This window comes from Rhodococcus sp. F64268 (genome assembly GCF_023015605.1).
Taxonomy (GTDB): Bacteria; Actinomycetota; Actinomycetes; order Mycobacteriales; family Mycobacteriaceae; genus Rhodococcus.
Genome location: NZ_JALKAI010000001.1, coordinates 439,661 through 453,384, shown reverse-complemented (window position 1 = coordinate 453,384; position 13,724 = coordinate 439,661). Strand labels below are relative to the sequence as shown.

Sequence of the window (13,724 nt, the reverse complement as noted above, 5' to 3'; positions counted from 1 at the left end):
TCAGTGCGCGAAGTGGCGGGCGCCCGTCAAGTACAGGGTGATACCTGCTTCGCGAGCAGCCTCGATGACATCGTTGTCGCGCACCGAACCGCCCGGCTGCACCACAGCCTTGACGCCCGCCTCGGTCAGCACCTGAAGACCGTCCGCGAACGGGAAGAACGCGTCGGATGCTGCGACGGAACCGACGACACGGTCCCCGGCACGGGCCACCGCGAGGCGAGACGAATCGACCCGGTTGACCTGGCCCATTCCGACACCGACGGTCGCCCCGCCGGACACCAGCAGGATCGCGTTGGACTTGACGGCACGAACCGTGCGCCACGCGAATTCGAGATCGCGCAGTGTCGCCTCGTCGGCCGGATCTCCGCACGCGAGCTGCCAGTTGGCCGGCGCATCTCCGTCAGCGGTGAGCGCGTCGCGCTCCTGCAGAAGCAAACCACCGGAGATCTGACGCATCTCGATCTGTGCGGTCTTCGGCGAATCCGCGCGCAGGATGCGGATGTTCTTCTTTCGGGAGAGCACCTCGACGGCACCGTCCGCGTAGGCGGGGGCGATGATCACCTCGGTGAAGATCTCGGCGACCTGCTCGGCCATCTTCACGCTCACCTCACGGTTCGCGGCGATCACGCCACCGTACGCCGACACCGGATCGCACTCGTGCGCATTGAGGTGGGCGGCGGCGATATCGTCGGCGATCGCGATGCCACACGGATTGGCATGCTTGATGATCGCGACGCACGGCTCGCTGTGGTCGTGCGCAGCGCGCCACGCAGCGTCGGCGTCCTGGTAGTTGTTGTACGACATTTCCTTGCCGTGGAACTGCTCGGCCTGCGCCAGACCCGGCTCGCCGTCCTCGGACACATACAGCGCAGCGGCCTGGTGCGGGTTCTCGCCGTAGCGCAGGACATTCGCGCGGACCCACGTCGCACCTGTCCACGCGGGGAACTGCGAGTCGCCCTCTGCGATGACCTCACCGTTCGCGTAGCCGGCGTTCATCCAGCTCGCAACCGCGACATCGTATGCAGCGGTGTGCTGGAAGGCTTGCGCCGCAAGACGCTTGCGCTGGGCCAGCGTGAACCCACCGCCCTTGACGGACTCGAGGACGTCACCGTAACCGGCGGGGTCGACGACCACCGCGACCGACGGGTGGTTCTTGGCAGCAGCACGCACCATGGACGGGCCGCCGATATCGATCTGCTCGACGCACTCGTCGGGGGTCGCGCCCGAGGCAACGGTCTGCGTGAACGGATACAGATTGACGATCACCAGCTCGAACGCCTCGATCCCGAGATCGGCGATCTGGTCGAGGTGGTCCTGCTTGCGGGTGTCCGCGAGGATGCCTGCGTGTACGCGCGGGTGCAGCGTCTTGACGCGGCCTTCGAGGCATTCGGGGAACCCGGTGAGCTCCTCGACCCGGGTCACGGGCACGCCTGCACCGGCGATCGTCGCGGCAGTGGAGCCGGTGGACACCAGTTCGACGCCCGCGTCGTGCAGCCCACTCGCCAGCTCGACCAGTCCGCTCTTGTCGTAGACGCTGACCAGTGCGCGGCGCACAGTCTTACGTTCGGTCACTGGGGATCACGGCCTTTCGTCCATCGGATACAACTCCACGGGTCGCGACGGCGGCGACAACGTCGACCAGCAAGCGTCGTTCCACAACCTTGATGCGTTCGTGCAGGGCAGCCTCGTCGTCGTCGTCGAGGACCGGCACGGTTTCCTGCGCGAGAATCGGCCCGGTGTCGACGCCACCGTCGACGAGGTGCACGGTCGACCCCGAGACCTTCACGCCGTAGGCCAGCGCGTCGGGGACGGCGTGCGCACCGGGGAACGACGGCAGCAGAGCGGGATGCGTGTTGATGATGCGCCCACCGAATCGTTCGAGGAACGCGGCGCCGAGGATCTTCATGAAGCCCGCGGTGACGATGAGATCGGGTTCGTGTTTCGCGACGGCCTCGGTGAGGGCGCGATCCCACTCGCCGCGGTCGGCGTAGTCACGCAGGGTCGCTTTGAAGTGCGGGATGTCGGCAGCAGCGGCATGCTCTTGCGCGGCGCACTCGCGGTCTACTCCGACGGCAACGATCCGCGCGGGGTAGTCGGCGGTGAGAGTCGCGTCGATGAGCGAGCGCAGGAGACTTCCCGTGCCCGAAGCGAGGACGACGATCCGCGCGGGCGCGGTGGGCGGCAGCTGGTCACGCGAGGCAGTCAGCGCTCTACTCCTGGAACTCGAGGGGGCAGGCCGGAAAGGCGGCCGCCTCAGAGACTAGTCGCCGTCCTTCCCACGCTTTTCTTCGACCTCCTCGTGCGCGTCCGACGCGTCGTCGTCGAGGTCGACGACTTCTGCGTCGATGACGTTCGGGTCGTCGGAGTCCTCGGCTTCGCCGTCGGTATCCCGAGCTTCGAGGACTTCGTCTTCGGGGGCCTCGTCATCGGGGATCTCATCGTCGGTGGCCGGGTCCTGGGCATCTTCGGGATCGGCGGTCTCCTCGCCGTCATCCGCAGTATCCGAGCCGGGGCCCTCGATCGCCTTGACCTCGTCGTCCCAGTCGTCCCCGTCGTCGCCATCGAGGTCGTCGAACTCGCCTTCGTTGTCGTCGTACTCCTCCTCGGCGGCCTGCGCTGCCGCGAACTTGCCTTCGCGCCACATCAGCAACTGCGCGGTGATCAGCCCGAGCAGCCCGACCCACGCGAAGACCAGGACACCCGTGAGCCACCAATTGCTCCCCACGATCCCGAAGATCCCGAGCGGACCACCTGCCGCCCAGGTCAGCAGCGCGATCGCGACACCGGTCTGCGCGGCGGCCGCGAGAAGCGTCAGCGACGCGTCGGAGCTGCGCACCGGGAGGCCATCGGCCTGTGCCTGCAGGACACGGTGCGCGACGAACCGGCCCGCGAGAGCCCCGACGGTCGCGGGAACAGCAAGCATCACCGGCCAGAACGCGAGTGCAGGACCGGCGGGAATCGCGGCGAGGACGGGCAGTGCAGGCAAGTCGCCGCCGCTCGCCTCGAACAGGCTCAATCGGACGTCACCGAACTGCACGGTGCTACCGGCAAGGATCGACGAGGCACCCAAGAACACGTTGGGGAGGTAGAGAACCGACATCACCGTCAGACCGAGGACACCGACGACTCCCCCACCGCGCTCGAGGAGGTCGCCCATGGTGGTCCACGACAACGCCATGCCAACCAGCGTGAGGACACCGCCCATCGCGAACATGCTCAGGAGCGCTCGCACCGCCGGGCGCACCGACAGGACGAGCCACTCGGGGACTTCGTACCTCCCGCACACCACACGCCACGTCCGGGAACCGATCCCCAACACGGCGGCCAGGAGATACAGGCCGGTCACCCAGGCGAGGGCAGCGGCCGCGTTGGGGGTCGTCACCGGGAGCACGCCCGCGGCGTCCTGCATCACGACCAGGGCGATCACGGTCACGATCATCGGGCCCGCGAGCGTCGCGACGACGATCCGCGCCGCGTCCTGCAGCGTCAGATTCTGTTCGGTGTGGTCGATAGTCGAATCCACGGCCGTGGCACTAGCCCGCGCCGCCTGCCACACGATCAGCCCCGTGGGCAGCAATGGGAGCACGCCGAGCGACGTGTCGTCGATCGTCAGAGTCACCTGGTGCAGCGCCAGCCACGTACCGGCGATCGCCGCGTAGATCCCGGTGAGATCGCTGTTCGCCACGACCATTGTGATCACCACGACGGTCGCGACGAAGGCGATCGTCACCGCAGGAACACGCGCCGCCGCTGCGATCAAGATCCGGAAGCGTTCCGAGTCGATCCCGTCGTCCTCGGAGGGTGTGTGCCGAACTGGCCTGCCTAGCGTCGAAGTCATCACCTCGATCGTTGCACCGCCTGTCGGCCAACGGCGTCAGGCGCGCCGATCACCGCTGGTCGTCGGGTGCTCGGAACACCTGAGTCGGCGCATCAGGGGTGTTCTCGGCCACAGGCGATGTACCGGACTCGGTATCGCGGGTCTGTTCGGGCCCGGTCTCCTGCGACCGGGTCGGGTCCTGCGGCTGTCCGGCGCCGTGGGACTGTCCCGGATCGTGGGACTGCCCGGGATCGTGGGACTGCTCTGCCTCGCGCTGTGCCGCCACGTACGGCTGCAGGTACTCGCTGTAGGGGGCCTGCCCGGGTGTCTGTCCCGAAAAGGTGTCCTGCCGGCCCTGGTAATGCTGCATCCCCGGGTACTGGGCCTGGCCGGCCTGTTGCGCACCGAACTGTTGCGGGGCCGCGAACTGCTGAGCTCCGAACTGTTGAGTTCCAGTCCCCTGAGTCCCGATCCCCTGAGTTCCGATCCCCTGCGTGCCGAACCCCTGGGTGCCGTATCCCTGCCCGGGAGTTTGCGCGCCGAACTGGCCGGCCGGAGATTGCTGGGGTGCACCCTGCTGGAAGGGTTGCGGCTGGAAGCCCTGCCCGTACACGCCCTGCGGGGCGGATCGCTGCCCCGGCACCAGCACGCCGATACCGAAGAGCAGCGCGAACACCGCAAGCGCCGTCTGCAGGAGACCGAGGACGAGAATCGTCACGCCGCCCCAGGCGATGCCGGTGTCCTGAGGCAGGTGGAACAGCTGGAACAGCGACGTCACGAATCCGACCCCCGACGCGACGACCGCTGTAGCACGTAGATCCTGGCCGGGCAGCAAGGACAGCGCCGCGCAACCACCGCCGAACAGCAGAAACGCCAGCGGCACGACCGCAAACCCGAAGTCGAACGACGACAACGACACGAACGAGCCGAACGTGATCCTCACGTACGGGGCGAGTCCGACGATGAAATTCACGAGGCCGAGCACCGCCACGCCGATCGGTAACAGCAACGGCACAACCTTGCTCTGGACGGATGGGCCGCTGGGGTATGACATCGATCCTCCTGCAGTAGTCGGTCGCTGATCACCACCCTATGCACCCGACGCCAGAATGGTGGCCATGCCGCACACACTCGCGCTCGGATCCGACGTCGTCGTGGAAACGGAGGTGAAGCATTCGCGCTTCCTCGCCGCGCTACGGCGGGTCGACTCGACCGGCGACGCCGCCGGTTTCGTGGAGGAACAACGTCGTCTGTATCCGGATGCCCGTCACCACTGCTGGGCATTCGTCGTGGGCGACGACCAGGCCCAACGGGCGGAACGGTCGAGCGACGACGGCGAGCCCGGCGGCACAGCCGGCGTCCCGATGCTGCAGGTGCTGCACCACCGCGACCTCGTGAACATTGTCGTGGTGGTCACGCGCTGGTTCGGCGGTATCAAACTCGGCGCTGGAGGTCTGGTGCGCGCTTACTCCGGGGCGGTGTCGACGGCGCTGGACACCGCCGCGCTCGTCGAACGACAAAAACGTGAGCGGTTCACCTTCGATGTCGGGCATGCCGACGCCGGGCGACTCGAAGCAGAACTGCGGGGGCGCGGCGTGGCGGTGCTCGACGTCGTCTACACCGACCGGGTGGAGTTCACGGTGGCGGGCGATGCGGCCGAGCTCGAAGGCCTGGTGGCCTCGCTGACCTCGGGTGCAGGCGAGCTCGAACCGGCGGGCACCGAGTGGATCGACCGGTAGGAACGGCGAGTGGTCGAAACGAGCACGCGGCGCCCTCCCGGCCGTGTGGTCCGGGTGGGCGCCGCGGTGAATCTGCTCAGGCGCTACAAGCTCAGAGCGATGCGAGGATCTCGCGCGCGAGTGCAGCGGTCTCGGACGGCGTCTTGCCGACCTTGACGCCTGCAGCTTCGAGAGCGTCCTTCTTGGCCTGCGCCGTGCCCGACGAGCCGGAGACGATTGCGCCTGCGTGGCCCATCGTCTTGCCTTCGGGAGCGGTGAAGCCCGCAACGTAGCCGACGACCGGCTTCGTGACGTTGGCCTTGATGTAGTCGGCTGCGCGCTCTTCGGCGTCGCCACCGATCTCGCCGATCATCACGATGACCTTGGTCTGGGGATCCTTCTCGAACGCCTCGATGGCGTCGATGTGGGTGGTGCCGATGACCGGGTCGCCGCCGATGCCGATGGCGGTCGAGAAGCCGTACTCACGGAGCTCGAACATCATCTGGTAGGTCAGGGTGCCGGACTTCGAAACCAGGCCGACCGGGCCGCTGCCTGCGATGTTTGCCGGGGTGATGCCGACGAGCGCCTCACCGGGGGTGATGATGCCGGGGCAGTTGGGGCCGATGATCCGGGTCTTGTTGCCCTTCTCGACGTTGTAGGCCCACGCGTACGCGGAGTCCTGCACCGGGATGCCCTCGGTGATGACGACGAGCAGCGGGATCTCGGCGTCGATGGCCTCGACGATGGCGTCCTTGGAGAAGGCTGGGGGAACGAACGCGATCGAGACGTCCGCGCCGGTCTCCTTCATGGCCTCCGCGACGGTGCCGAAGACGGGCAGCTCGACGGCGTTGCCGTCCTTGTCCGTGTGCGAGACCGTGGTGCCTGCCTTGCGGGCGTTCACGCCACCGACGACCTGGGTGCCTGCCTTGAGCATCAACGCGGTGTGCTTGGTGCCCTCGCCGCCGGTGATGCCCTGGACGATGACCTTGGAATCCTTGGTCAGGAAGATTGCCATTGTTCTGTGTGTCCCTTACTTCGCGGCGAAGGCGAGCTCGGCAGCCTTGTCGGCAGCCTCGTCCATTGTTGCGACGACCGTGACCAGCGGGTGAGCGGCCTCGGCGAGGATGCGCCGACCCTCGTCGACGTTGTTGCCGTCCAGGCGCACGACGAGCGGCTTGTTGGCCTCGTCGCCCAGAGTCTTCAGCGCACCGACGATGCCGTTGGCGACCGCGTCACACGCGGTGATGCCACCGAAGACGTTCACGAACACGCTCTTGACCTGCGCGTCGTTCAGAATGACGTCGAGTCCGGCAGCCATGACTGCAGCGGAGGCACCGCCACCGATGTCGAGGAAGTTGGCCGGCTTGACATTGCCGTGCTTCTCGCCTGCGTAGGCGACGACGTCCAGGGTCGACATGACCAGGCCTGCGCCGTTGCCGATGATTCCGACCTCGCCGTCGAGCTTGACGTAGTTGAGGTCGTTCTCCTTGGCCTTGAGCTCGAGCGGATCCGTCGCGTCCTTGTCCTCGAACTCGGCGTGGCCGGGCTGACGGAAGTCGGCGTTCGCGTCCAGGGTGACCTTGCCGTCGAGGGCGAGGATCTGGTCGTCGGGCGTACGGACGAGGGGGTTGACCTCGACGAGGAGAGCGTCTTCCTTGATGAAGACCTCCCACAGCTTCTGGATGGTCACAGCCGCGGCGTCGAGGACCTCGGCGGGCAGGTGGCCCTTCTCTGCGATCTCGCGCGCGAATGCGAGGTCGACGCCCTTGACGGCGTCGACGGCGATCTTCGCCAGGCGGTCGGGCTTCGTGGCGGCGACCTCTTCGATCTCCATGCCACCCTCGACCGAGCACATCGCCAGGTAGGTGCGGTTGGTGCGGTCGAGCAGGAAGGAGATGTAGTACTCCTCCGCAATCTCGCTCGCCTCTGCAACCAGCAGCTTCTTGACGATATGACCCTTGATGTCGAGGCCGAGAATGTTCTCGGCGTGGGTCTGCGCGTCGTCTGCGGTCGCGGAGTACTTCACGCCGCCGGCCTTACCACGGCCACCGACCTTGACCTGCGCCTTGACCATCACGGGCTTGCCGATTTCCTCGGCGATCTCGCGGGCACCGGCGACGGTGTCGGTCACACGGCCGGCCGATGTCGGCACGTCATGCTTGGCGAAGAGTTCCTTCGCCTGGTATTCGAAGAGATCCATCTGCTCACCGTCTCGTCTGCGTTCTCGCCCGCTCGGGGGTATTGAGCGGGCCGATTTCGGACTCTAGTTTCTCGGACGACCTACGAAACGACTGCGCCCGCACTCTGTGGCACACATCACGGGTTCCGCAGGCCTCGCACTACCTCACGGGGGTTACCTCCGGGAAGGCAGTTGTACGACAACCGAGAGGACCACCCGAACCAGAATGACAGGTGGCCGAGACCGCATGGCGACCGGCACCCGGAGCGGGTTCAGGTGATCGCGCGCACAGACCTGAAGGACACCCGGCGATCACGTTCGCGATCTCCGCACCCGCCGAAGGTTTGAATTCGTGACCTGGGGGGAATGACCGGATCCGCCCAGGTCCAACCTGTGATGCCGGTCACATAAGCGCCCGCTTCGGGCCTACGGCTTGCCACCTACGCGACCGTTTCGTTACCGTCACCTCCAGCTCGAGTAACGATGAGGTCACGACGAAGGAGGACGGCATGCGTCCAGGCAGCCAGATCACCGGCAGCCCCGCTCGCCGCTCCACCACCCCCGACGACGCCTGGGACCCCTGGAGTTCGTCGGATACCCAGCACTTCGTCGATACCGACTTCCGCAACACCGGTAAGGCACAACCCACCTACTACGGCAGCGAGCCGGTCGAGAACGTCAACTCCCCCGCGCCGCGTACGGGTGCCCACCGCATCCCCACTCCCCCTACCGCACTCAAGGGTCGCGCAGCGGTCTTCGCGGTCGCCGCCGGTGCCGTCGTCGCCGCAGGACAGGCCGCGACCAGCACTTCCGGTTCGAGCCCCGAGACCTCCGAGATCGCACTCGCCGCCGACACCTCGAACGCGAACACCCTCACCGCGACGGCCGTGCCGCAGGCAGCCCAGTTCGCCTCCGATTCCGCGAGCAACGGCGCAGCGCCGTCACAGGCACCCCAGGTTCTCAACATCGCAGATCCCAACGATCTGTCTCAGTTCTCCAACCTGCTCGCCAAGGGCCAGCGTTTCAGCGAGGAACGGGCAGCGCGCGAAGAAGCCGCCCGCCGTCCCCTGTTCGCCCTGCCTGCCATCGGCGCGTTCACCTCGAATTTCGGAGCTCGCTGGGGCACCCTGCACGCGGGTGTCGACATCGCAGGCCCGATCGGCACCCCGATCCTCGCGGTCGCCGACGGCGAGGTCATCGACTCCGGTCCGGCTTCGGGCTTCGGCATGTGGATCCGCCTGCTCCACGCGGACGGCACCGTCACCGTGTACGGGCATATCAACGACTCGCTCGTCACCGTCGGCCAGAAAGTCATGGCGGGCGATCAGATCGCCACCATGGGCAACCGCGGATTCTCCACCGGCCCCCACCTGCACTTCGAGGTTCACCTGAACGGCGTCGACAAGATCGACCCCATTCCGTGGCTCGCGACACGAGGCATCGCCCTCGGCCAGAACGTCGACTGAGCAGAGCACTCTCCGGCGCTTTCGGACTGCGCCACGGCGTCGCCACTCCGCGTGAGTACCCCGCCGGCCGCGGCGCCGCAATTTTTCTCAGAGCTTGGTCATCGGCACACCGCCGACCAGCATCAGCCGCACCTTACCTGCGCTTCCGAAATCGATGACCACCGTCGCGGTGGGCCCGGACCCCTTGGTTTCGAGCACCGTCCCCAGACCGTACTTGTCGTGGGTAACGCGGTCGCCCACGGCAAGCACCAGATGATTGTTGCGCCCGCGTGCCGCTCCGAAACTCGGAGTCGCCGAACGTGATTCGCCGGCGGAGAAGCGAGACCCGGTGCCCGACCCGATGGACTGTCCACGCGCCGGACCCGGATCGGCCCGACGCCAATCGATGAGCTCCTGCGGAACCTCTTGCAAGAAACGCGATTCCGGGTTGGTGACCGGCTGCCCCCATGCCGAGCGCAGTATCGCGCGCGACAGGTAGAGGCGACGCCGCGCGCGGGTGATACCCACGTACGCGAGGCGTCGCTCCTCGGACAGTTCGGCCGGGTCGCCGAGCGCACGCATGTGCGGGAATTGGCCGTCTTCCCAGCCGGTTACGAACACCACTGGGAACTCCAGCCCCTTCGCGGTGTGCAGTGTCATGAGCGTGACGACGCCGGCGTCGTTGTCGGGAAGCTGATCTGCATCCGCGACCAGCGACACCTTCTCGAGGAATGCGGCCAGCGAGCCGGGCGCGGGTGCGCCCTCCTCGAGTTCAGGATCGACCACCCCGGCGGCGTTGCGGGCATCCGAGCTGAACTCCCTTGCCACGCTGACAAGTTCATGCATGTTGTCGAGGCGAGTGCCGTCCTGGGGATCATCGCTGGCGGCAAGTTCGGCGCGGTAACCGCTGCGTTCGATGATCGCCTCGACGACGTCGCCGATGTCGACCGCGTCATTTCCGTCGGCGTCGGTCTCGCTCAACATCGTTCGCAGGTCGTCGAGCATATCGACGAAGCCCGCAATTGCCTTCTGCGCGCGCGTGTTCAACAGCGCGACATTGCCCTCCGCGGCATCGAGCAGCGCCTGCCCGAAACTCACGCCGTACCGTTCTGCGTGCACGGCGACGCACGCCTCGGCACGATCGCCGATGCCGCGGCGCGGGGTGTTGAGGATACGGCGCAGGCTCACCGTGTCGTGGGGGTTGTCGAGCGCCTTGAGGTACGCGACCGCGTCGCGCACTTCCTTGCGCTCGTAGAACCGCACTCCCCCGACCACCTTGTAGGGCACACCGTGACGGATGAACACGTCTTCGAAAGGCCGGGAAGCATTGTTGGTGCGGTAGAACACGGCGATATCGGAGTACTTGACCTCGCCGGTGTCGACCAGCCGGTCGATCTCGGAGGCGACGAACCGGGCTTCGTCGTGCTCGTTGTCGGCCACGTAGCCGGTGATCGCCTCACCCGTTCCCGCGTCGGTCCACAGTCGCTTCTCCCGTCGGCCCGTGTTGCGGGAGATGACGGCGTTCGCGGCGGACAGGATGTTCTGTGTCGAGCGGTAGTTCTGCTCCAGAAGAATGGTGCGAGCCTGGGGATAGTCGCGCTCGAACTCCTCGATGTTGCGGATCGTCGCGCCTCGGAACGCGTAGATCGACTGATCGGCGTCGCCCACCACGCACAACTCGCTCGGTGCGACATCGCCCGGTTCGTCGGGGTCGCCGACCAAAGTACGCACGAGCACGTATTGCGCGTGGTTGGTGTCCTGGTATTCGTCTACGAGAACGTGACGGAAGCGACGGCGGTAATACTCGGTGACCTGCGGATGAGCTTGCAGAAGTGCGACCGTCTCACCGATGAGGTCGTCGAAGTCGAATGCGTTGGCCGCACGCAACCGCCTCTGATACTGCGCGTACACACTCGCGACGATCTTCGGGAGCGGAGCGGGATCGGATCCTGCGGTCGCAGCGGCTTCCTCAGGACCTATCAGCTCGTTCTTCAGGTTCGAGATCTGGGTGGCGAGCAGCCTGGCGGAGTACTTCTTGGTGTCGAGCTCGAGATCCTTGGCGATCATCGTCAGCAGACGACGGGAATCGTCGGAGTCGTAGATCGTGAAGTTGGAGTTCATGCCGGTCAGCAACGCGGATTGCGCCCGCAGGATCCGCACGCAGCTCGAATGGAACGTCGAGACCCACATCGAATGCGCGCGCGGCCCGACGAGCCCCGCCACACGCTCGCGCATCTCGGCCGCGGCCTTGTTGGTGAAGGTGATGGCGAGCACCTGCCCGGGGGTGACACCGCGCTCGGCCAGCAGATATGCGATACGGCGGGTGAGCACAGCGGTTTTGCCCGAACCCGCTCCCGCGACGATGAGCAGCGGAGCCCCTTCGTGGGTGACCGCTTCCCGCTGTTGCGGATTGAGGCCCTCGAGAAGGGCGTCGGAAGCGGGGAGCGAATGGGCGAGCGCTGCAGGAGTGTTCATCGTCTTCTAAAACTACCGGACGGGTCGGACATCGAATCCGACTTGGCCGCTCGGTGTACGGGTGGCAAACTGGACGCTATGTCATGTGTCCTTCGTTCGGCCGAGCTGCGCGCACACGGTCGGTTCCGCGTCTCGACCACCGACGTTTCCCCATCCGGGTAACAGACCCCGATTCTCGGACGATTTCAGAGCTGACTCGAGGAGACGACATGAGTACGAACATCGACGCTTCGCTGACCGGCGGTACCGCCACTCCGAACGGTGCCGCCGCCGACCCCGTGCCCACCTCCGAGGCCGAGATCGACAAGCTCCGCCAGGAGATCGACCGCCTCGACGCGGAGATTCTGGCCGCAGTCAAGCGTCGCGCCGAGGTGTCCCGTCTGATCGGTCGCACTCGCATGGCTTCCGGTGGCACCAGGCTCGTCCACAGCCGCGAGATGAAAGTACTCGAGCGTTTCAGCGAGCTGGGTCAGGAAGGCCACACGCTGGCGATGCTGCTGCTGCGCCTCGGCCGGGGACGCCTCGGCCACTAGCAGGCGCCCCGAGCCGTCGGTCACTTCAAGGCCCCGTCGGTCACTGCAGGGCGATGTACTTCGTGTCGAGGTACTCCTCGATCCCTTCACTGCCGCCTTCCCGACCGAGTCCTGAGTCCTTGACGCCACCGAACGGCGCCGCGACGTCGGAGACCACTCCCCGATTGACGCCCAGGATGCCCGACTCGATCGCATCCGACAGGCGCAACGCTCGGTCGAGGTCGTTGGTGAAGACGTACGCCGCCAATCCGTACTCCGTGGCGTTCGCCGCGGCGATCGCTTCGTCCTCGGTGTCGAATCCGCTGATCGCGGCGACCGGCCCGAACACTTCCTCGCGCAGGATGCGGGCGCGCTGCGGTACGTCGTCGATCACCGTCGCGGGATAGAACCAACCCGGACCGTCCGGCACCTGTCCGCCGAGGCGTATGCGCGCGCCGGCCGAGATGGCATCGTCGACGAGTTCGACGACGGTGTTCCGCTGGGCTTCGTTGATCAGGGGCCCGAGTGTCGTGTCCGGGTGGGTGCCCGGGCCCATGCGGTATGCCGACATCCGTTCGGCCAGCTTGGTGACGAATTCTTCCTTCACGGAGTTCGCGACGTGGAATCGGTTCGCTGCCGTGCAGGCCTCGCCGCCGTTGCGCAGTTTCGCGGCCACTGCGCCCTCGACGGCGGCGTCGAGGTCGGCGTCGTCGAACACCAGGAACGGCGCGTTGCCGCCGAGTTCGAGTGATGTGCGAAGCAGTGAGCGGCCTGCGGTTTCGGCGAGCGCGCGACCCACCCCGGTCGATCCGGTGAAGGTGAGCTTCCTCAGCCGTGTGTCTTCCAGGAGCGGCCCGGTGACGGCGCTCGCGTGGGATGTCGGGAGCACGGACAGCACGCCCTCGGGCAGTCCTGCTTCGGCGAAGATCTCTGCGAGCAGCAGCAGCGTCAGTGGGGTCTCGGAAGCGGGTTTGACGAGCATGGTGCATCCGGCAGCGAAGGCGGGACCGATCTTGCGGGTGCCCATCGCGAGTGGGAAGTTCCACGGGGTGATCGCGAGGCACGGACCCACCGGCTGCTTGGTGACGAGGATGCGTCCGGTCCCGGCCGGCGCCTGGGTGTAGCGGCCGGGGATGCGGACGGCTTCCTCGGAGAACCACCGCAGGAACTCGGCGCCGTAGGCGACTTCGGATCGGCTCTCGGGTAGTGCTTTGCCCATCTCGAGCGACATGAGGTGCGCGAAGTCGTCGGCGCGGGCGGTGACCTTCTCGAACGCACTCCGCAGGATCTCGCCGCGCTGCCGCGGAGGGGTCGCCGCCCAGTCGGGCCCTGCGGCCACCGCCGCATCGAGGGCTGCGGCGGCGTCGCCGGGCGAGGCATCCGCCACCCGGGTCAGTTCGTCTCCGGTGGCGGGGTCGCGGACGGCGAAGGTGTTGCCGCCCTCGGCGGGTATCCAACGGCCGCCGAGAAACAGGTCTGTGGGAACGGAACGGATCAACTCTGCGGTGTCCATTTCCTCATAATGCTTGATAGGACACGGCCCGTCAGCAACCCGGCAGTAACCGCTGGTGAGGGCTA

General features: G+C 66.7%; 11 protein-coding genes. 3 read left to right on the top strand and 8 right to left on the bottom strand.

What is annotated here, in order from left to right:
• Genes purH through MWU77_RS02095 form a run of 4 tightly spaced genes read right to left on the bottom strand, consistent with a single transcriptional unit; the run spans position 1 to position 4,871 of the window.
• On the bottom strand, positions 1 to 1,572 hold the full coding sequence (gene purH / locus MWU77_RS02110) for a bifunctional phosphoribosylaminoimidazolecarboxamide formyltransferase/IMP cyclohydrolase (RefSeq protein ID WP_247272819.1): 1,572 nt from the start codon (positions 1,570 to 1,572) through the stop codon (positions 1 to 3).
• Positions 1,559 to 2,206, bottom strand: coding sequence for a phosphoribosylglycinamide formyltransferase (purN, locus tag MWU77_RS02105; protein ID WP_240959118.1), 648 nt, complete (start codon positions 2,204 to 2,206; stop codon positions 1,559 to 1,561). The genes purH and purN overlap by 14 nt, the downstream gene beginning before the upstream one ends.
• A gap of 54 nt (positions 2,207 to 2,260) precedes the next feature.
• Entirely contained in the window at positions 2,261 to 3,838 is a 1,578-nt protein-coding gene (locus MWU77_RS02100; protein WP_247272818.1) for a DUF6350 family protein, read from the bottom strand.
• Positions 3,839 to 3,887: 49 nt separating this feature from the next.
• Positions 3,888 to 4,871 carry a DUF5336 domain-containing protein gene (locus MWU77_RS02095; RefSeq protein WP_247272817.1) on the bottom strand — a complete coding sequence of 328 codons (984 nt, stop codon included), beginning with the start codon at positions 4,869 to 4,871 and terminating at the stop codon, positions 3,888 to 3,890.
• Positions 4,872 to 4,935: 64 nt separating this feature from the next.
• On the opposite strand from MWU77_RS02095, the gene MWU77_RS02090 reads away from it, so the two are divergent.
• On the top strand, positions 4,936 to 5,556 hold the full coding sequence (locus MWU77_RS02090) for a YigZ family protein (RefSeq protein WP_169687876.1): 621 nt from the start codon (positions 4,936 to 4,938) through the stop codon (positions 5,554 to 5,556).
• 91 nt (positions 5,557 to 5,647) lie between these two features.
• Here MWU77_RS02090 and sucD read toward each other — a convergent pair whose 3' ends face one another.
• Both sucD and sucC read right to left on the bottom strand, forming a co-directional pair.
• On the bottom strand, positions 5,648 to 6,550 hold the full coding sequence (gene sucD, locus MWU77_RS02085) for a succinate--CoA ligase subunit alpha (RefSeq protein ID WP_169687877.1): 903 nt from the start codon (positions 6,548 to 6,550) through the stop codon (positions 5,648 to 5,650).
• A 15-nt stretch (positions 6,551 to 6,565) separates the two neighbouring features.
• Positions 6,566 to 7,735: an ADP-forming succinate--CoA ligase subunit beta gene (gene sucC, locus MWU77_RS02080; RefSeq protein ID WP_169687878.1), complete on the bottom strand. Its 1,170-nt coding sequence runs from the start codon at positions 7,733 to 7,735 to the stop codon at positions 6,566 to 6,568.
• Between the two features lie 488 nt (positions 7,736 to 8,223).
• Between sucC and MWU77_RS02075 the strand changes: the two genes are divergently transcribed.
• A complete protein-coding gene (locus MWU77_RS02075; protein WP_169687879.1) occupies positions 8,224 to 9,180 on the top strand; it encodes a M23 family metallopeptidase in 957 nt (318 codons plus the stop codon).
• An 87-nt stretch (positions 9,181 to 9,267) separates the two neighbouring features.
• Here MWU77_RS02075 and pcrA read toward each other — a convergent pair whose 3' ends face one another.
• Complete coding sequence (pcrA, locus tag MWU77_RS02070) at positions 9,268 to 11,634, bottom strand: DNA helicase PcrA (RefSeq protein ID WP_247272816.1); 2,367 nt, start codon at positions 11,632 to 11,634, stop codon at positions 9,268 to 9,270.
• 209 nt (positions 11,635 to 11,843) lie between these two features.
• Here pcrA and MWU77_RS02065 point away from each other — a divergent pair, with 209 nt between their 5' ends.
• Positions 11,844 to 12,167, top strand: coding sequence for a chorismate mutase (locus tag MWU77_RS02065; RefSeq protein ID WP_169687881.1), 324 nt, complete (start codon positions 11,844 to 11,846; stop codon positions 12,165 to 12,167).
• A 40-nt stretch (positions 12,168 to 12,207) separates the two neighbouring features.
• On the opposite strand, the gene MWU77_RS02060 is transcribed toward MWU77_RS02065, so the two are convergent.
• Complete coding sequence (locus MWU77_RS02060) at positions 12,208 to 13,659, bottom strand: NAD-dependent succinate-semialdehyde dehydrogenase (protein WP_169687882.1); 1,452 nt, start codon at positions 13,657 to 13,659, stop codon at positions 12,208 to 12,210.
• Positions 13,660 to 13,724: the final 65 nt, after the last annotated feature.

What these genes read in the sequence shown, in the direction of transcription:
- MWU77_RS02100 (WP_247272818.1), bottom strand. Translation starts at nt 3,838, where the DNA reads ATGACTTCGACGCTAGGCAGGCCAGTTCGGCACACACCCTCCGAGGAC.
- MWU77_RS02095 (WP_247272817.1), bottom strand. Translation starts at nt 4,871, where the DNA reads ATGTCATACCCCAGCGGCCCATCCGTCCAGAGCAAGGTTGTGCCGTTG.
- MWU77_RS02090 (WP_169687876.1), top strand. Translation starts at nt 4,936, where the DNA reads ATGCCGCACACACTCGCGCTCGGATCCGACGTCGTCGTGGAAACGGAG.
- sucD (WP_169687877.1), bottom strand. Translation starts at nt 6,550, where the DNA reads ATGGCAATCTTCCTGACCAAGGATTCCAAGGTCATCGTCCAGGGCATC.
- sucC (WP_169687878.1), bottom strand. Translation starts at nt 7,735, where the DNA reads ATGGATCTCTTCGAATACCAGGCGAAGGAACTCTTCGCCAAGCATGAC.
- MWU77_RS02075 (WP_169687879.1), top strand. Translation starts at nt 8,224, where the DNA reads ATGCGTCCAGGCAGCCAGATCACCGGCAGCCCCGCTCGCCGCTCCACC.
- pcrA (WP_247272816.1), bottom strand. Translation starts at nt 11,634, where the DNA reads ATGAACACTCCTGCAGCGCTCGCCCATTCGCTCCCCGCTTCCGACGCC.
- MWU77_RS02065 (WP_169687881.1), top strand. Translation starts at nt 11,844, where the DNA reads ATGAGTACGAACATCGACGCTTCGCTGACCGGCGGTACCGCCACTCCG.
- MWU77_RS02060 (WP_169687882.1), bottom strand. Translation starts at nt 13,659, where the DNA reads ATGGACACCGCAGAGTTGATCCGTTCCGTTCCCACAGACCTGTTTCTC.